This window comes from Streptomyces sp. JH14 (genome assembly GCF_029428675.1).
Taxonomy (GTDB): Bacteria; Actinomycetota; Actinomycetes; order Streptomycetales; family Streptomycetaceae; genus Streptomyces.
This window is the reverse complement of sequence record NZ_JAJNEL010000001.1, coordinates 4,324,024-4,339,897: the sequence shown is the minus strand read 5'-3', so window position 1 is coordinate 4,339,897 and position 15,874 is coordinate 4,324,024. Positions and strand designations below refer to the sequence as shown.

The following is a 15,874-nucleotide window of genomic DNA, read 5'->3' as shown; positions in this document are numbered from 1 at the left end:
CGTGGCCGCCCTCCCCTCACTTCACTCGGCATCGTCGCAGAAGGGGAACGGGGCACCCGGGATCATTCGTCGGCGCAGTCGCCGTATTCCTCTGCCAGCCGCAGCCCCAGATCCGCTTCCCACTCCTGCGCCCACCGCCGGAGCACTGCGATCTCAGGGGCGGTCAGGCCGTAGGCCTCGAACTCGGCGTCGTCGATCCAGTACGCCCCGGCCAGCCGAGCCCGGAGGTCCACGAGGGAGAACTCCTCTCGCGCATGACGGCGACCGAACGCCTCCAGTTCCGCCTCGGGCCAACGGCCGGAGGCTGCGTGAACGTCGATCAGGTCCCGGGGAAGTCCACGGTCGGCCAGGGCGCGCACCTTCGTCCCGACGATATCCTCGACGGCGAGCACGGGACCGTAATCGGTCTGCACAGCCGGATACCAGAGCGCCTCTTTGAGGATGTCCACCTCACACTGCTCACCCGTGCCCGAGTCAGTGACCACGAGCCGCGCGGACAGGGGATCCGTCTCGATCTGCCGGACCTGCCAGCCCCGCCCCTCGAGCCCCGCCCGGAGAGCGGCCGCAATATCGGCCATCCGGGCCGGACTCTCGGTGGCCACGTCGAGATCCTGACTGAGCCGGTCCACCAGACCGTGCGCCTGCACGGCATATCCGCCGGTCAGAACGAGGGGAAAGGGCGCGCCCACGGCGATCACGTCGTCCAGCAGCCGCTTGTGCAGCGGCGGAAGCCTCACGCGGCGGCCTGATCGCCGGCATGCAGCTCGGCGAACGCTTCCTCCCAGACATCGCGTATGGCGCGGCTCACCAGCGTCCGCAGCACCGGCCAGACGGCCACCAACACGTCCCGGTTCACGTACCGGACCAGGTCCTCGCGCATCCCCTCGGCCAGGAGAATCCGGTAGAGACCCATCCTCAGCCGGGGCTCGTCCAGATCGAACCGGCGCAGTCCCGACCAGGCAAGGTGAAGGGGCAGTTCGACGACGCCGTGGTCCGGGCCGACCAGTTCGGAGAGATCTCCGGGCAGTCGCCTCGCAAACTTGGCCCGGCGAAGCTCGGACACGGCGGGTTCAGTGGCCATGCCCGTGATTATCCCGCAGCTACTGGGCCGCGTCCCCCGGATCGGCGTCTTCGCCGTGCCGCCGATCGGCGACGAACGAGCCCATGCCGTGGGACGTGACGATCGCGCCCTCTTCCCGCAGGGCGGCGGTTGCCTTGCGGACGGTGACTCTCGCTACGCCGAACTCCTGCTCCATCTGCATCTCGGAGAGACGGTGGTGCGGCGGATACTCACCGCTCGCGATGCGTGCGCGGATCACTTCGGCGATCTGCATCCACTTCGGACGCGTCGGGTCGTACTTCATCACGCCCGGACCGTACACAGACACGGATACCCGAACACAGGAGCTCACATCACTTGTTCACTATAGACATCTATAGATGTCCTTCATTAGCGTCAGCTTCAGCAACGGATCTCGCGGCAGGGATACACGCCCGGCCGATGCCTCCCGCCGAATCGGAGCTGACGACGTGACCGACCTCGTAGGCCGCCTCATCGCCTGGGCCACGGCCCTGTTCAAACCCCGCCGCGCAGAACCCGGCCGACCCACCGAACGTGGCGCGCGAATCGCCGCTCCCCCACCACCCCACCGACCGCACCCCCTGGACGCACCGCTCGACGGCAGCGCGAGCGCCCTCGTACGCCCGTACCTCACCGCACACGAACAGCGACAGCGCCGCCGGGCCCTGTTCCTCGCCACGATCGGCCTCGACGACGAGGGCCCGTACTGGATCCACGGCATGGAGGTGGCCTGATGCCCGACCCGGTACGCATGTGCCTGCGCTGCCATCGGATCACCGACACCCCCGTCCTGATCCAGGAGATCCACAGCGCCAGCGGCCCCGGCTGGAACGTCTACGCCTGCCCCGACTGCGCACCCCACCTCCCGCCCGCCCCGGACCCCCTCGAAGAACTCGAAGCCGCCCGCCGGCACCGTCCGGCGAAGGAGGAACGGCGCATGCCGTGAGCCGTTCCTCCTCCAGGAGGGCGCCGCGTGAGCGGGTTCAGGAGTCCAGCAGGGTTCCCGGCAGGTCGAACCGCTTCGCCTCGCCCGTGGCGAGGTTCACGCGCGTCACCGTGTTCTCGGTGTAGACGAGCCAGCCCGTCGAGCTGGGGGTGATGTTCAGGGACGCGGCCAGGTCCTTGGTGCGGGCGCGGTGCAACTCCTTGCCGCTGGCGGAATCGACCTCCACCAGCTCCGTGTCGTTGCCCGTGGCCACCGCGACCACGAGGGAGGAGCCCGTCGCCGCCACCGCATCGACCCGGCCACCGTCCACCCGGACCACCGTCTCGGCGGCGCTGCGGGTCAGGGAGACCTTCACGTCGCCGGACCGGCCCGCGGCCGGAGAGCCGACGATGACCGGATGGCCGGACGGACAGGCGAGGTCCTTGACGTCCAGGCCCTTCGGGACGGACACGGAGGTGACCCGCCCGTTGGCCAGATCCGCGACGGAGATCCTGGTGCCACCCGAGTCGCTGCCCAGGCAGATCGTGTCCGAAGCCGGGTCGGAGGCCGCGAGGTCGATGATGCCGGGGACCTTGATCACGCGCTTCGTGGTCCAGTTCGCCGGGTCCCGTACCAGCACGCTGGACTCCGCGGCGCCGCTCGCCGACTTGGTATCGGGCAGCCCCGCGACCTCGGCGACCAGGCTCTTGCCGGGCAGGATCCGGCGCAGCCGTTCGTCGCCCGTCATGCCGTCAAGAGTGTGGTCCTTGCGGTCGATCTCGTACCGCCGGTCCGGCTTGCCGCCCTTGCGAGGGACGGTCAGCAGCCAGCGTCCATCGGCCAGTTCGACGATGTGCGGGCTGATCGCATCGTCGTCGTCGGCCTGCTGGGGCACGACGACCAGACTCTCCGCCCTGGGCTTGTCCGGGTTGATCCCGACGACGGTGACCAGTCCGTCGACGTCGGCGAGCGCAAAGGTCCGGGAGCCCTGCCAGTCGTTGCCCAGGTCCACTCCCCCCGGGCCCGAACAGGCCGTTGTCAGCGCGGCCGTCGAGCCGAACGCAACGAGGAGGAGAGCTGCTCGGGCCGGACCGGTCAGCCGTGCGTGGTGCTCGGAGCGCCGGCTCCTGCGGGTCGTGGGGTACGGCATGGGGGGACTCACCAGTCCTTCATCGCATCGGTGGGGGACATCCTCGCCGCACGGCGCGCCGGGGCCAGCGAACCCATCGCCACCACCAGCACCGTCAGCCCGAGGAGCAGAAGCAGGGTGCCCGCGGGCGGCAGCAGCACCCAGCCCTTCACGTACGGCGCCAGGTCCGCGCTGCCACGCAGCAGCGCCGCGGCGCCACTGCCGAGCACCGCGCCGAGCACGGCGCCGATCAGCGCGGCGACGGCACCGACCAGCGCCATCTCCGCGACCAGCATCGTCAGCACCGACCTGGTGCGGAAACCGACCGCCTTGAGGATGCCGATCTCCTGCGCCCGCTGCCGCGACAACGCGCCGGTCACGGTGACCGCGCCCACGAACGCCAACACCCCGAGCACCCCGAGCAGCACCTGACCGACCGTCTTGATCATCTCCAGGACCGCGGGCAGGGCATCGAGCTGCTGCTGGAGCGTGACCGCCGGATAGCCCAGCTTCTGCACCGCCTTCGTCACGTCCGGCACGTCCGCCGCCGTCCTGGCGACCACGGTCAGCTGGTCGTAGCCGACGGTGCCGAGATAGCTCTTCTCCGGCTGGCCGGCCCGCTGCGCCGCCCATGTGACCACGGTGGCGTCGGCGGCGTACGCGGCATCCGGGTTGTCCAGCTGCCACGTCGGGTCGTACACCCCGACCAGGCGGGCGTGTCCGCCGACTCCGGTCCCCTCGCCCTGTCGTACGAAGCGGGTGGTCTCGATCTCGATCTCCTGGCCCACCAGCTTGCTCAGGTCCACCCCCTGCGACGCGGCCGGTGCCACGATCTCGCCCGGGCGCAGGGGGAAGAGCTCCTTGCGTACGGACTTGGTGACCGGCGGCGTCAGTGCGGGCCGGTAGGTCGTCGCGTAGAGCAGGACGGTGTCTCCCGCCGCGGTCATGACCCCGAACGACACCTGTGCCCGGTGCTGCACCGACTCGACGTGCGGAAGCTTCGCAAGCCGGGCAGCGGTACGGTCCGTCAGCTGCGGGGTGTCGGGGCGCCGGTCGGGGCGGTCGACGGTGATGCTGCGGTTGGCGCTGCTCTCCTTGACGCCCGAGTCGGTGGCGCCCTGCGCCCGGTCGGCGATGCCCAGGGCACCGAGACACACGGCGGCAGCGACCGAGACCAACGCCACCAGGCCGAACAGGCGGCGGTGCAGGGCGCGGACATTCGCCAGCGCCAGACTGAATACGTTCATTCCGCGCTCTCCGTTCCGTGCTCGGCCGGAGCTGCCTCGACGGGCTTGCTCAGGGGCTTCTCGAACGTGCCTTTCTCCAGGCGGTGCACCACGTCCGCGAACTCCGACACCGCCGGGTTGTGCGTCACGAGGAGCACCGCCCGGCCCTCGTCCGCCAGTTCCCGGAACAACCCGAGGAGCGCGTCCTCGCTCTCCGTGTCGAGGTTCCCGGTCGGCTCGTCGGCCAGCACCACGGGCGGATCGTTGATCAGCGCCCGCGCCAGTGCCACCCGCTGCTGCTCACCACCCGACAGCTCTCCCGGCAGATGGTCGGCACGCTCCGCGAGCCCGACCCGCGCCAGCAGTGCGCGGGCGCGTGCCTCACCCTCGCTGCGACGGCCGAGGAACGGCAGGACGACGTTGCGCAGCGCCGAGTGCTGCGGCAGCAGGTTGTACGACTGGAACACGAACCCGAGCCGGCTGCGACGCAGATCAGCCAGCGCTCCGTCCGAGAGGCCCGCCGTGTCGACGGGCCCACTGCCGACGGAACGAGCGGCGTCGGTACCCGTGCCACCGCCGCCTGCGACGAACACCCGGCCGCTGTCCGGCGGGGTCAGCAGCCCGAGAATGTGCAGGAGCGTGGTCTTCCCGGAGCCCGAGTGGCCGACCAGTGCGGTGACCTCGCCTCCCCTCACCGCAAGGTCGACGCCGCGCAGGGCATCGACCCTTCTTCCGCGCAGGGTGTAGGACTTGCCCACACCCTCGGCCCGCAGCAATGCGTTCACCGAACTGTCGCTCGCTTTCCGTTGTTCGCGGTGCCGGTCGGCAGCCCGCCGATGATGCCGTTCAGTTGCCGGTCCAACATCCACACACCCCAGGTGGTCTTCAGATCGCAGGCGGTGTCCCCGCCACCGACCTGGAACAGGTCGGGCAGCCCGGGACAGCCCCGGTACGGCGTGATGCCGCGCCCGACGGCTTCGCGCAGCGTCGTGTCCGGCGCGCCGCCGAGCAGCGAGTACGCCCGTACGACCAGCGCGTAGGTGTAGACGGAGGTGAAGCGGTCCGGATTGCGGGCCCACTGATTCAGGGCGTCGGCGGTGATCCAGGACGGAACACGGTCGCGTCGGCCGCTGTCGGCGAGCCCGACGGCGACCGTCGCCGCCGCCACCACCCGGTCCGGGGTGTCCAGGTTCCAGGTGCCGATCTCCGGGGTGACCGGCGAGGCCCCTGCGTCGGTGCAGGTGAGGGTGGTGCGCTGCCACGGGGTGGCGTTCCGCTCGGTCACCGTGGCGGGCAGCACCTGCGGGTCGGCGCACAGCCGCCGCGCCGGTTCGCTCGTGCCACCGCCCGCGGTGACGTGGCGCAGAGCGGCCCGGTTCAGCCGCTCGGCGTCCTCCTGGCCGGCCTCGCCGGACTTCTCCTCGCGCGCCACCGCCGTCAGCAGCCCGGGGTCCTTGCGCGACCAGCCGGCCAGCGTCCGCAGCCGCTGCACGAAAAGGGAGGCGTCCGGGTCACCGATGTAGGCGTCGGGGTCGCGTACCGTCCCGTCGTCGAGCCGCTCGCCGTCGAGCCTCTTCAGCACCGGTGCGAACACGCTCTTCGGTGATCCGGCCGCTTTCAGTACGTGGACCAGGTCGTAGAGCTGCTCGTACGGGAGTGTCGTGACACCGTCCCGGAGCACCGGCTCCCAGACCGCGCGGTTCACGGCGGGCCGCCTCCCCGCCGCCTCCTGGATCAGCACGTAGCTGTAGGTGTCGGCGAGCCGGGTCGCCCGGGCGTCGGGCGTGAGGGCCGTGAAGTCGTCCGTGCGCGGCGCGGCGATCCGGGTGAGGCCGGCGGGTACGGGCTCGTTCAGCAACCGGAGCGAGCGGGCCAGTGCGCTGCTCCGGTCGAGCGCCCGGGATCTCCCTTCCAGCGAGCGCAGCCAGGCGACGGTGGCGGCCCGGTCCGCCGTCGGAAGGCCGTCCAGCCGCCCGAGTGCACCGAGCACTTCGAGGGCCGCCCAGGTGGCGCCCAGGTGCGCGGCGTCCCCGTCGTCACCGAGGGCGGAGTCGACGTACCAGCCGCCCCTGGCCCGGAATCCGTTCACGTCGTCCGCATCACGGGCGCCCAGGACCTCGCCGGCACCGGCACGCCACAGCGGGATCATCCAGTCACGGCCCCAGAGCGAGGAGGTCTCCAGCGCTCCCCGGCGAAATGAAGTGGCCCGGGCCGAATCCATGCTCGTCCTGGGAGCGCGGCCCAGTTCCGAAAGCGTCCGCAGCGCAAAGGACTGCGCTTGAGGTCCCGCCGGCTGCTGCCGCAGGAACGCATGGTAGTAGTAGCCGTTCTCTGCGCTGACCAGCAGATCGAATTGCCGGGCGGCCGCGGATTCGCGCCCCCCGGACTCACCTGATGTGGAGATGGATGTGCATGACGTCATGAGGGCGGCGCACATGAATGCCCCCACAAAGCGGGACGCCGGCCTGCTGCCACGCGTCACTGCACCGAATGTCACCGAACGCCCCCGTGCGTCGTCCTGCAGGCTCACGAAGAGGTGCCACAACGCCGGGCCCTGACGGTGTGGCACCTCAACTCGTTTCACGCGCCGCATCGGCTCAGCCGAAGCGGCGGATGATCAGGCGGCGCCCGCGTAGGCGCACTTCTCGCTGATGTTGATCGAGTTGGTCACCTTGGCCGAACCGCAGCTCTTGGTCGACACGTACGTGGTGGCGCCACCCGGACGCATCTGGCCGTAGGTGTCGGAGATGTTGGCGTTGGTGTTCTTCCAGCGGACCTCCCCCAGGGACCGGCTCTTCATCGTGAGCGTGGCCTCGGGGTTCTTGGAGATCGTGAGAGAAACGCTGACACCGTGGGCCTGCAGTTCGGCGCGGTTCTGGATCCACTTCGCCTTGCGCGGGTTCGTCCCCGACATCTTCGTGGACGCCTTCCAGTCACAGGCGCTCACGTAGAACCCGCAGTGCCAGGCATTCACCGAGATCTTGTTGCCACCCGGGATGCCCACCGAAGTGGAGGCCGAAGTGGCGTTCGCCGGCGACGCCGTCAGCACGAGGGCCGCGGCCGCGAATACGGCGGCAGTCCCGGACATCAGGCGCATACGTATGCCCTTGTTCATTCGATTGTCTCCCCGTGAATAAAGAAAACGGTTTCCGGTCAAGAAACCGCATGCACGCCACACCCAAATCCCCGAGTGCGGCCTGCTGTTGTCCATTCATACAGGAGGCAATCCCGCAGACCAACCTGACAGGTCAGTGACAAGAATGGTCATGATTACGCCGGTGGAAAGGAACGGGATCCCGGGAAACGGCATCGGGGGCCACTTCGTCAACACCCCTGCCGCTTCCGCCTGTTCGACGGAGCGCCTGGACCGGTCCGGGCCACCCGGCTGACCACCGCCCGCGAGCCGGAACCCGGGCGGAGCGAGGCGCGGCGGCGGTACGACCGGCCCGGCCGCTGACCCGTCCCGACGGCTTCACGGTCAACGTGGAACCGACACCGTACGACCGGCTCCCGGCCCGGACCGGTCGCTGCGGATCGGCCGCGGATGCTGATTCCCGCGGCCGCGGGCAGGGACCCGAGGGTGCATCGCGTGGGCCGCGCCCCGGGCCTCCTTCGCCCCATCGGCCGAAGCGCCCGATGCCGGACAGAACCGCGATCGTGCGGGGGCTGAGCACCGGTACGGGCCTCGTGCTGCTCGTTCCCACGGGGCTGGTCATCCTGCTGCTGGTCCTCCGCTCCGTGCACGTCCCTCCGGAGCCGGGCGGCTCCCCGCTCGCACGGACGAGGAGCCGGCTGCGGGGCCCCTGGCAGGACGGCCACGGCGGGCGGCTGGACCTCGCCGGGAACGGCACGTCCGGCGCCTCGCACCTCTGCGGCGACTGCTCGGACGCCGCCACCGGCACCGGTTCCGGGTTCGGTTCCCCCTCCGCCATGACCGGGTCCGGACCGTGGGCGGCACGCCCGGTACGAGCCCTTTCGTCTCTCCACGTGACCGACCCCACCCCCCACTGCGTGGAAACTCCCGCGACAATGAACCCGTGATCACTTCGCCGCCACGGAGCACCCATCGACGCGCCGAGCCCGCTGCGACGCCGTACGTCGACCTGTCCCGCGCCGAATGGAGTGCCCTGCGCGACAAGACCCCGCTGCCGCTGACCGCCGCCGAGGTGGAGCAGCTGCGCGGGCTCGGGGACGTCATCGACCTCGACGAGGTGCGGGACGTCTATCTGCCGCTCTCGCGGCTCCTCAATCTCTACGTCCAGGCCACCTCCGGCCTGCGCGGCGCCCTCAACACCTTCCTCGGGGACGCGGGCAACGGCCACGGCGCGCAGCGCGGCACCCCGTTCGTCATAGGGGTCGCGGGCAGTGTCGCCGTCGGCAAGTCGACCAGCGCCCGTATCCTCCAGGCGCTGCTGGCCCGCTGGCCCGAGCACCCCCGGGTGGAGCTGGTGACCACGGACGGATTCCTGCTGCCGATGAAGGAGCTCCAGGCGCGCGGGCTGATGTCGCGCAAGGGGTTCCCGGAGTCGTACGACCGGCGTGCCCTGACCCGTTTCGTCGCCGACATCAAGGCCGGCAAGGACGAGGTGACGGCGCCCGTCTACTCGCACCTGATCTACGACATCGTGCCGGGCGAGCGGCTCACCGTGCGGCGCCCCGACATCCTGATCGTCGAGGGCCTCAACGTGCTGCAGCCCGCGCTGCCCGGCAAGGACGGCCGCACCAGGGTCGGGCTCGCCGACTACTTCGACTTCAGTGTGTACGTGGACGCGCGGGCCGAGGACATCGAGACCTGGTATCTCAGCCGTTTCCGCAAGCTGCGCGAGACCGCGTTCCAGGACCCGTCCTCGTACTTCCGCAAGTACACCCAGGTCTCCGAGGAGGAGGCCATGGACTATGCCCGCACCATGTGGCGGACCATCAACAAGCCCAATCTGCTGGAGAATGTGGCGCCCACCCGGGGCCGTGCCACCCTGGTGCTGCGCAAGGGCGCGGACCACAAGGTCCAGCGTCTGTCGCTGCGCAAACTCTGAGTCCCCGAGCGCCCCGGGAGTACCCGCGTGCTGCACCTGCGCCTGATCGTCCCCGCCGACCGCACGGACGAGGTGCTGCACCTCGTCGAGCACACCGTCGGCACCACGCACCTGGTGGTGCTGCCCGCGGCCGCCCGTAACCCGGCGGGCGACGTGGTGCTGTTCGACGTGGCGCGCGAGGCGGGCGACGAGCTGATCTCCGCACTGCGTGGGCTCGGCATCGACAAGTCCGGCTCGATCACCGTCGACAGCACGGACCTGATGCTCTCCGCGCATGCCGACCGGGCCGAGGAGGAGGCGCCGGGCGAGGGCGTCGACGCGGTGCTGTGGGAGGAGCTGACGGACGCGACCCACGAGGAGTCGACGTTCAGCGTCACCTATGCGGCGTTCCTGTCGGTCGCGACGATGCTCGCCGCCTGCGGTGTGATGCTCGACAACGCGATCCTGATCGTGGGAGCGATGGCGGTCGGCCCCGAGTTCGGGCCGCTGGCCGGTATTTCCACGGCGCTGGTGCAGCGCGCCCCCCGTCTGGCGTGGCGGTCGCTGTGGACGCTGGTCGTCGGCTTCGCCGTCGCCATGGCGGTGACGTCCGGCTTCGCCTGGATGATGAACGCCTTCGGCCTGTTCACGTACACGATGATCGAGGCGCCCCGGCCCAACACGGCGTTCATCTGGCAGCCGGACTGGATGTCGTTCGTGGTGGCGTTCCTGGCGGGCATCGCCGGGACTCTCTCCCTCACCTCGGCGAAGTCCGGGGCACTGATCGGCGTCGCGATCTCGGTGACGACCGTGCCGGCCGCGGCCAATGCGGCGGTGGCGCTCAGTTACCGGGATTACGGGCAGACGTCGGGCTCGGTGGGCCAGCTGATGGCGAACCTCGGCGGGATCGTGCTCGCGGGGACGCTGACGCTGCTGGTCCAGAAGGCGCTGTGGGCCGCCCACCGCCGCCTGACCGCCGCCGCGCCCCCCGGCGCCGCTCAGGCCTGATCAGCGGTACGCCGCAGCCCCGGGAAGCAGTGCGCCGGAGGCGCCCGATGCGTGCATCGGGCGCCTCCGGCGCCATGGAACAACAGGACCACGCACTACCCGAGCGCGGACTTCACCACATCGGCGAGCCGCCCGGCCACCGCCCGCGCCTGGTCGATGTCGGCCGCCTCGACCATCACCCGCACCAGCGGCTCGGTGCCCGACTGACGCAGCAGTACACGCCCGGTGTCGCCCAGTTCACGCTCCGCCTCGTCGACCGCGGCCGCCAGCTCCTCCGAAGTGGAGACCCGGGACTTGTCGACGTCCGGAACGTTGATCAGTATCTGCGGGAGCCGCTCCATGACATCGGCGAGCTCCGCGAGCGTGCGGCCGGTGGCGACGACCCGGGCCGCCAGCATCAGGCCGGTCAGCGTCCCGTCGCCGGTCGTGGCGTGGTCGAGGACGATGACATGGCCGGACTGCTCGCCGCCCAGCGCGAAGCCCTCGGCCTTCATCGACTCCAGTACGTAACGGTCGCCGACGGCGGTCTGGACGAGGTGGATGCCCTCCCGCTCCATGGCGATCTTGAAGCCGAGGTTGGACATGACCGTGCCGACCACGGTGTCCTTGCGCAGCTGCCCGGCCTCGCGCATGGCGAGGGCGAGCACGGCCAGGATCTGGTCACCGTCGACCTCCGCGCCCGTGGCGTCCACGGCGAGGCAGCGGTCGGCGTCGCCGTCGTGCGCGATGCCGAGGTCGGCGCCGTGCTCGACGACGGCGGCCTTCAGCAGGTCCAGGTGGGTGGAGCCGCAGCCGGCGTTGATGTTCAGACCGTTCGGGTCGGCACCGATCGTGATCACCTCGGCGCCGGCGCGTGCGAACGCCTCGGGCGAGACCCGGGAGGCCGCACCGTGCGCCTCGTCGAGGACGACCTTCAGCCCGTCGAGCCGGTTCGGGAGGACGGCGATGAGGTGGGCGACGTACCGGTCGAAGCCCTCGGCGTACTCGCTGACGCGTCCCACACCGGCGCCGGTCGGGCGCTCCCACGGCTCACCGGTGCGGTGCTGCTCGTAGACCGTCTCGATCCGGACCTCCAGCTCGTCGGCGAGCTTGTGACCGCCGCGGGCGAAGAACTTGATGCCGTTGTCCGGCATGGCGTTGTGGCTGGCGGAGAGCATCACGCCGAGGTCGGCGCCCAGCGCGCCGGTGAGGTACGCCACCGCAGGGGTGGGCAGCACACCGACGCGCAGGACGTCCACGCCCGCGCTCGCCAGACCGGCCACCACGGCCGCCTCCAGGAACTCTCCGGATGCGCGCGGGTCACGACCGACCACGGCCGTGGGACGCCGCCCCTCGACAAAGGTGCCCGCCTCCGCGAGCACATGCGCCGCAGCGACCGACAGACCGAGCGCGAGCTCGGCCGTCAGGTCCGCATTGGCGACACCGCGCACACCGTCCGTGCCGAAGAGTCGTCCCACTGGTGTCCTCCGAAGATGCTCCGAAACCGAACCGCAAAAGTAAACCGAGCCCATGACTAGTCAAAACGACACAGGGCAGGGCGCAAGGCGAGACGCCGGGCAACGCGAGCAGCGATGCCGACCGGGCGGGCCTATGAACGTCTCATGCCGTTATACGCCCGCAGGCGTCGATAAACGAACGCCCCGGGGGCACAAGGAGTGCCCCCGGGGCGTTCGCGTAAAGCAGGTGAGCAGGCGATTTAGCGCTTGCTGTACTGCGGGGCCTTACGGGCCTTCTTGAGACCGGCCTTCTTGCGCTCGACCGCACGGTCGTCGCGGGAGAGGAAGCCGGCCTTCTTCAGCGGGGCGCGGTTGTTGTCCACGTCCGCCTCGTTCAGCGCACGGGCGACGCCGAGGCGCAGGGCACCGGCCTGACCCGAGACGCCGCCACCCGAGATGCGGGCGATGACGTCGTAGCGGTTGTCGAGCTCGAGCACCTTGAAGGGCTCGTTGACTTCCTGCTGGTGCACCTTGTTGGGGAAGTAGTCCTCAAGGGTGCGACCGTTGATCTTCCACTTGCCGGTGCCCGGAACGATCCGGACGCGGGCGATGGCGTTCTTCCGACGGCCAAGGCCGGCGGCAGGCTGCGGGTCGCCGAAGCGGGACGCCAGCGACTCGCTGGTGTACTCGCCCTCGACGGGAACCTCGGACTCGAAGGTGGTCACCTCGGCGAAGACCTCTTCGCCCTCGGTGCCCTCGATGGGGTTCTCAACAGTGGTCTCGGCCACGATTCTCCTCAGATCTTTCTTTATGTCTTAGGGGGGAGGCCGGAACTACTGCGCGACCTGGGTGATCTCGAACGGGACAGGCTGCTGAGCAGCGTGCGGGTGCTGGTCGCCCGCGTAGACCTTGAGCTTCGAGAGCATCTGACGGCCCAGGGTGTTCTTGGGGATCATGCCCTTGATGGCCTTCTCGACGGCCTTCTCCGGGTTCTTGGAGAGCAGCTCGTCGTAGCGCACGGAGCGCAGACCACCCGGGAACCCGGAGTGGCGGTACGCCATCTTCTGGGTCTTCTTGTTGCCGGAGAGGTGAACCTTCTCGGCGTTGATGATGATGACGAAGTCGCCCATGTCCATGTGGGGGGCGTAAATCGCCTTGTGCTTGCCTCGGAGGAGGTTCGCGGCCGTGGTGGCCAGACGGCCGAGGACGATGTCCTCAGCGTCGATGATGTGCCACTGGCGAGTGACATCGCCGGGCTTGGGGCTGTACGTACGCACTTCGTAGCCTTCGCTTCTTCAGTGGATGAGGTCCAGACACATGGCACCCCTGAAGCGATCATGCAGCTGGGGCTCACAGTGCCGGGAACGCTGCCCGTATGCGAGCCACTGGTAACTGCTCCAGAGAACCTACGTACGGGCTCTTCGCGTAAGCACGAGAGGCCGATACGTATAACAACCCCCGACAGTACCCGTCCCGCCCGGGACGGGTCAAAACGCGCCGGACCTACCGCTGCCGCTCCACCCTGCGCTCGTCCCACACCGGCTCCGTGGTCTCCCGCACCACGCCGTCCGACCCGAAGACCAGATAGCGGTCGAACGACTTCGCGAACCACCGGTCGTGCGTGACGGCCATCACGGTCCCTTCGTACACCTCGAGCCCGTCCTGCAGCGCCTCCGCCGACTCCAGGTCGAGGTTGTCCGTCGGCTCGTCGAGCAGCAGCGCCGTGGTGCCCGCCAGCTCCAGCAGCAGGATCTGGAACCGCGCCTGCTGCCCGCCGGACAGCTTCTCGAAGGGCTGGTCCCCCTGCCGTTCCAGCTCGTACCGGCGCAGTACGGACATGGCCCCGCCGCGGTCCTTCGCGTGCTCGGTCCACAGGATCTCGACGAGCGTGTGCCCCATCAGCTCCGGATGGGCGTGCGTCTGCGCGAAGTGCCCGGGCACGACCCGTGCTCCGAGCTTCCACTCGCCCGTGTGCGCCACCGGCTCCCCTGCGAGCAGCCGCAGGAAGTGCGACTTGCCCGACCCGTTCGAGCCGAGGACGGCGACCCGCTCCCCGTAGAAGATCTCCAGATCGAACGGTTTCATCAGCCCGGTCAGTTCGAGCCCCTTGCAAGTCACAGCCCGCACCCCGGTGCGGCCACCGCGCAGCCGCATCTTGATGTCCTGCTCGCGCGGCGGCTCCGGCGGCGGCCCCGCGTCCTCGAACTTCTTGAAGCGGGTCTGCATCGCCCGGTAGCGCGACGCCATGTCGGGGCTGTTCGCCGCCTGCTGGCGCAGCCGCAGGACCAGCGCCTTCAGCCGGGCGTGCTCCTCCTCCCAGCGCCGCAGCAGCTCCTCGAACCGCGCGAACCGTTCCTTGCGGGCCTGGTGGTACGTAGCGAAGCCGGCGCCGTGCACCCACACATCGCTGCCCGCAGGGCTGGGCTCCACGCTGACGATCTTCTCCGCGGCCCGCGACAGCAGCTCCCGGTCGTGGGAGACGAAGAGCACCGTCTTGCGCGTCTCCTTGAGCTTCGACTCCAGCCACCGCTTGCCGGGGACGTCGAGATAGTTGTCCGGCTCGTCGAGCAGCAGCACCTCGTCCGGGCCGCGCAGCAGCGCCTCCAGCACGAGCCGCTTCTGCTCACCCCCGCTGAGCGTGCGCACCTCACGCCACTGCGCCTTCTCGTACGGAACGCCGAGCGCGGCCATGGTGCACATGTCCCAGACGGTCTCGGCCTCGTAGCCGCGGACCTCCGCCCAGTCGCTGAGGGCCTGCGCGTACGTCATCTGCGCGGCCTCGTCGTCGACGGTGAGGATCAGCTCCTCGGCCCTGTCGACCGCCTGCGCGGCCTCGCGGATGCGCGGCTGCGCGACGGAGACCAGCAGGTCCCTGACCGTACGGTCGTCCCGGACCGAGCCCACGAACTGCGGCATCACGCCGAGCCCGCCGCTCACCGACACGGTGCCCCCGTGCGGCTGGAGGTCCCCGGACAGGAGGCGCAGCAGCGTCGTCTTCCCGGCGCCGTTCGCCCCGACGAGCGCGACGACGGCCCCGTCCGCGACCCGGAACGAAGCATCGCCGAGCAGCACCCGCCCGTCCGGTAGGTAGTACTCCAGATGCCCCGCTTCAAGATGTCCCATGCACAGCATTGTCACGGCCCGCGAAGCCCTGGCCCAACCGGTTTACGTTCCGTCTAGGATTCGCCGCATGAGTTTTGGGCAAGGGGGGCCCTCCTGGGGGCCCGGAGGCAATCAGACTCCGGACTGGGCAGCGCTGGCCGAGGCATCCGCAGCGCGGAGCCGTCGCAAGAAGTGGCTGCTGATCGGCGGCGGCGCGCTCGCCACCGCCGCGGTCGCGGCCATCGTGGCGACGGCGGTCATCTCGACCAACAGCAGCGGCTCCACCGGCTCGGGCAAGGACGCGAGCCAGCTGCCCGGGCCCGCCGATCTGCCGACCGACTCGGCCGAGCCCGAGCCGTCCTTCTCCACGGTGGCGCCTCCGCCCCCGCCGGACCCGAAGGACTACATCTCCGACGTGAAGAAGGACAGGGCGCCGCTCACCGTCGACTCCTTCTACCCCGGCCGGAAGCTGACGATGGGTGACCGCGTCTACGCGAAGGGCGCCACGCACCGCACCACGAAGTGCGCGTCGACCACCCAGGGCGCGCTCGGCTCCATCCTCGTGAACAACGGCTGCGACCAGGTCATCCGTGCCACGTACAGCAGGGCCGGGGTCGCCGTGACCGTCGGTGTCGCGGTCTTCGAGACGGAGGCGCAGGCGAAGAAGGCGGCCCAGCAGGCGTCCGGCGGCCTGGCCTCGCTGAGCGGCTCGGGCGTGCCGACGTTCTGCCGCGGTGGCTCGGTCTGCCGGCGCACCGCCAACTCGTACGGCCGCTACGCCTACTTCACCGTCGGCGGGTTCACCAGCGGCAAGAACGTCACCAAGGCCGACAAGAACGTCTTCGCCGTCGGCGACGACCTGACGAACTTCACGTTCCGTCAGATACGCCACCGCGGCGAGGTCCAGGCCTCCGCGGCGGCCACCGCGCCGACCGGCTGAGCCCTCCTGAGGACG

At 70.0% G+C, this 15,874-nt stretch carries 18 protein-coding genes; 6 read left to right on the top strand and 12 right to left on the bottom strand.

Annotated elements, in window-relative coordinates; genetic code table 11:
• Positions 1 to 62: 62 nt before the first annotated feature.
• From LRD69_RS19695 to LRD69_RS19685, 3 genes are read right to left on the bottom strand one after another with little or no spacing between them, the layout of a single operon-like run.
• Positions 63 to 737 carry a nucleotidyl transferase AbiEii/AbiGii toxin family protein gene (locus LRD69_RS19695; RefSeq protein ID WP_277327871.1) on the bottom strand — a complete coding sequence of 225 codons (675 nt, stop codon included), beginning with the start codon at positions 735 to 737 and terminating at the stop codon, positions 63 to 65.
• The gene (locus LRD69_RS19690) at positions 734 to 1,081 is read right to left on the bottom strand and encodes a transcriptional regulator (RefSeq protein ID WP_277327870.1); all 348 of its coding nucleotides are present in this window, start codon (positions 1,079 to 1,081) and stop codon (positions 734 to 736) included. Before LRD69_RS19690 ends, LRD69_RS19695 begins: the two co-directional genes overlap by 4 nt.
• Positions 1,082 to 1,100: 19 nt before the next feature.
• Positions 1,101 to 1,364 carry a GntR family transcriptional regulator gene (locus LRD69_RS19685; RefSeq protein WP_277329793.1) on the bottom strand — a complete coding sequence of 88 codons (264 nt, stop codon included), beginning with the start codon at positions 1,362 to 1,364 and terminating at the stop codon, positions 1,101 to 1,103.
• Between the two features lie 166 nt (positions 1,365 to 1,530).
• Here LRD69_RS19685 and LRD69_RS19680 point away from each other — a divergent pair, with 166 nt between their 5' ends.
• Positions 1,531 to 1,815 carry a hypothetical protein gene (locus tag LRD69_RS19680; protein WP_277327869.1) on the top strand — a complete coding sequence of 95 codons (285 nt, stop codon included), beginning with the start codon at positions 1,531 to 1,533 and terminating at the stop codon, positions 1,813 to 1,815.
• Positions 1,815 to 2,027, top strand: coding sequence for a hypothetical protein (locus LRD69_RS19675; RefSeq protein ID WP_277327868.1), 213 nt, complete (start codon positions 1,815 to 1,817; stop codon positions 2,025 to 2,027). The genes LRD69_RS19680 and LRD69_RS19675 overlap by 1 nt, the downstream gene beginning before the upstream one ends.
• 37 nt (positions 2,028 to 2,064) lie before the next feature.
• Here the strand turns inward: LRD69_RS19675 and LRD69_RS19670 are convergent, their stop codons facing one another.
• From LRD69_RS19670 to LRD69_RS19650, 5 genes are all read right to left on the bottom strand, one after another.
• A complete protein-coding gene (locus tag LRD69_RS19670; protein ID WP_277327867.1) occupies positions 2,065 to 3,156 on the bottom strand; it encodes a hypothetical protein in 1,092 nt (363 codons plus the stop codon).
• Between the two features lie 8 nt (positions 3,157 to 3,164).
• Positions 3,165 to 4,382, bottom strand: a complete 1,218-nt coding sequence (locus tag LRD69_RS19665) for an ABC transporter permease (RefSeq protein WP_277327866.1) — start codon at positions 4,380 to 4,382, stop codon at positions 3,165 to 3,167.
• The gene (locus tag LRD69_RS19660) at positions 4,379 to 5,146 is read right to left on the bottom strand and encodes an ABC transporter ATP-binding protein (RefSeq protein ID WP_277327865.1); all 768 of its coding nucleotides are present in this window, start codon (positions 5,144 to 5,146) and stop codon (positions 4,379 to 4,381) included. The genes LRD69_RS19665 and LRD69_RS19660 overlap by 4 nt, the downstream gene beginning before the upstream one ends.
• Positions 5,143 to 6,582 carry a hypothetical protein gene (locus LRD69_RS19655; protein ID WP_277327864.1) on the bottom strand — a complete coding sequence of 480 codons (1,440 nt, stop codon included), beginning with the start codon at positions 6,580 to 6,582 and terminating at the stop codon, positions 5,143 to 5,145. The genes LRD69_RS19660 and LRD69_RS19655 overlap by 4 nt, the downstream gene beginning before the upstream one ends.
• A gap of 396 nt (positions 6,583 to 6,978) precedes the next feature.
• Positions 6,979 to 7,476 (bottom strand): hypothetical protein, encoded by a 498-nt coding sequence (locus LRD69_RS19650; protein ID WP_277327863.1) that lies wholly within the window; start codon positions 7,474 to 7,476, stop codon positions 6,979 to 6,981.
• A gap of 521 nt (positions 7,477 to 7,997) precedes the next feature.
• Here LRD69_RS19650 and LRD69_RS19645 point away from each other — a divergent pair.
• From LRD69_RS19645 to LRD69_RS19635, 3 genes are read left to right on the top strand one after another with little or no spacing between them, the layout of a single operon-like run.
• Positions 7,998 to 8,402 (top strand): hypothetical protein, encoded by a 405-nt coding sequence (locus tag LRD69_RS19645; protein WP_277327862.1) that lies wholly within the window; start codon positions 7,998 to 8,000, stop codon positions 8,400 to 8,402.
• Positions 8,399 to 9,394: a type I pantothenate kinase gene (gene coaA, locus LRD69_RS19640; protein WP_277327861.1), complete on the top strand. Its 996-nt coding sequence runs from the start codon at positions 8,399 to 8,401 to the stop codon at positions 9,392 to 9,394. Before LRD69_RS19645 ends, coaA begins: the two co-directional genes overlap by 4 nt.
• Before the next feature lie 27 nt (positions 9,395 to 9,421).
• Positions 9,422 to 10,381 (top strand): DUF389 domain-containing protein, encoded by a 960-nt coding sequence (locus LRD69_RS19635; protein ID WP_277327860.1) that lies wholly within the window; start codon positions 9,422 to 9,424, stop codon positions 10,379 to 10,381.
• Positions 10,382 to 10,476: 95 nt separating this feature from the next.
• On the opposite strand, the gene glmM is transcribed toward LRD69_RS19635, so the two are convergent.
• From glmM to LRD69_RS19615, 4 genes are all read right to left on the bottom strand, one after another.
• On the bottom strand, positions 10,477 to 11,838 hold the full coding sequence (gene glmM, locus LRD69_RS19630) for a phosphoglucosamine mutase (RefSeq protein WP_277327859.1): 1,362 nt from the start codon (positions 11,836 to 11,838) through the stop codon (positions 10,477 to 10,479).
• A 239-nt stretch (positions 11,839 to 12,077) separates the two neighbouring features.
• Complete coding sequence (rpsI, locus tag LRD69_RS19625; RefSeq protein ID WP_030979658.1) at positions 12,078 to 12,605, bottom strand: 30S ribosomal protein S9; 528 nt, start codon at positions 12,603 to 12,605, stop codon at positions 12,078 to 12,080.
• A gap of 45 nt (positions 12,606 to 12,650) precedes the next feature.
• Positions 12,651 to 13,094: a 50S ribosomal protein L13 gene (gene rplM / locus LRD69_RS19620; protein WP_030914195.1), complete on the bottom strand. Its 444-nt coding sequence runs from the start codon at positions 13,092 to 13,094 to the stop codon at positions 12,651 to 12,653.
• Between the two features lie 226 nt (positions 13,095 to 13,320).
• The gene (locus LRD69_RS19615; protein WP_277329792.1) at positions 13,321 to 14,949 is read right to left on the bottom strand and encodes an ATP-binding cassette domain-containing protein; all 1,629 of its coding nucleotides are present in this window, start codon (positions 14,947 to 14,949) and stop codon (positions 13,321 to 13,323) included.
• 58 nt (positions 14,950 to 15,007) lie between these two features.
• Between LRD69_RS19615 and LRD69_RS19610 the strand changes: the two genes are divergently transcribed.
• Positions 15,008 to 15,859, top strand: coding sequence for a hypothetical protein (locus LRD69_RS19610; protein WP_277327858.1), 852 nt, complete (start codon positions 15,008 to 15,010; stop codon positions 15,857 to 15,859).
• Positions 15,860 to 15,874: the final 15 nt, after the last annotated feature.

Coding starts and splice junctions, on each gene's coding strand:
- LRD69_RS19670 (WP_277327867.1), bottom strand. CDS start 3,156: ATGCCGTACCCCACGACCCGCAGGAGCCGGCGCTCCGAGCACCACGCA.
- LRD69_RS19665 (WP_277327866.1), bottom strand. CDS start 4,382: ATGAACGTATTCAGTCTGGCGCTGGCGAATGTCCGCGCCCTGCACCGC.
- LRD69_RS19615 (WP_277329792.1), bottom strand. CDS start 14,949: ATGCTGTGCATGGGACATCTTGAAGCGGGGCATCTGGAGTACTACCTA.
- LRD69_RS19650 (WP_277327863.1), bottom strand. CDS start 7,476: ATGAACAAGGGCATACGTATGCGCCTGATGTCCGGGACTGCCGCCGTA.
- LRD69_RS19690 (WP_277327870.1), bottom strand. CDS start 1,081: ATGGCCACTGAACCCGCCGTGTCCGAGCTTCGCCGGGCCAAGTTTGCG.
- LRD69_RS19645 (WP_277327862.1), top strand. CDS start 7,998: ATGCCGGACAGAACCGCGATCGTGCGGGGGCTGAGCACCGGTACGGGC.
- LRD69_RS19685 (WP_277329793.1), bottom strand. CDS start 1,364: ATGAAGTACGACCCGACGCGTCCGAAGTGGATGCAGATCGCCGAAGTG.
- LRD69_RS19655 (WP_277327864.1), bottom strand. CDS start 6,582: ATGGATTCGGCCCGGGCCACTTCATTTCGCCGGGGAGCGCTGGAGACC.
- LRD69_RS19675 (WP_277327868.1), top strand. CDS start 1,815: ATGCCCGACCCGGTACGCATGTGCCTGCGCTGCCATCGGATCACCGAC.
- LRD69_RS19610 (WP_277327858.1), top strand. CDS start 15,008: ATGAGTTTTGGGCAAGGGGGGCCCTCCTGGGGGCCCGGAGGCAATCAG.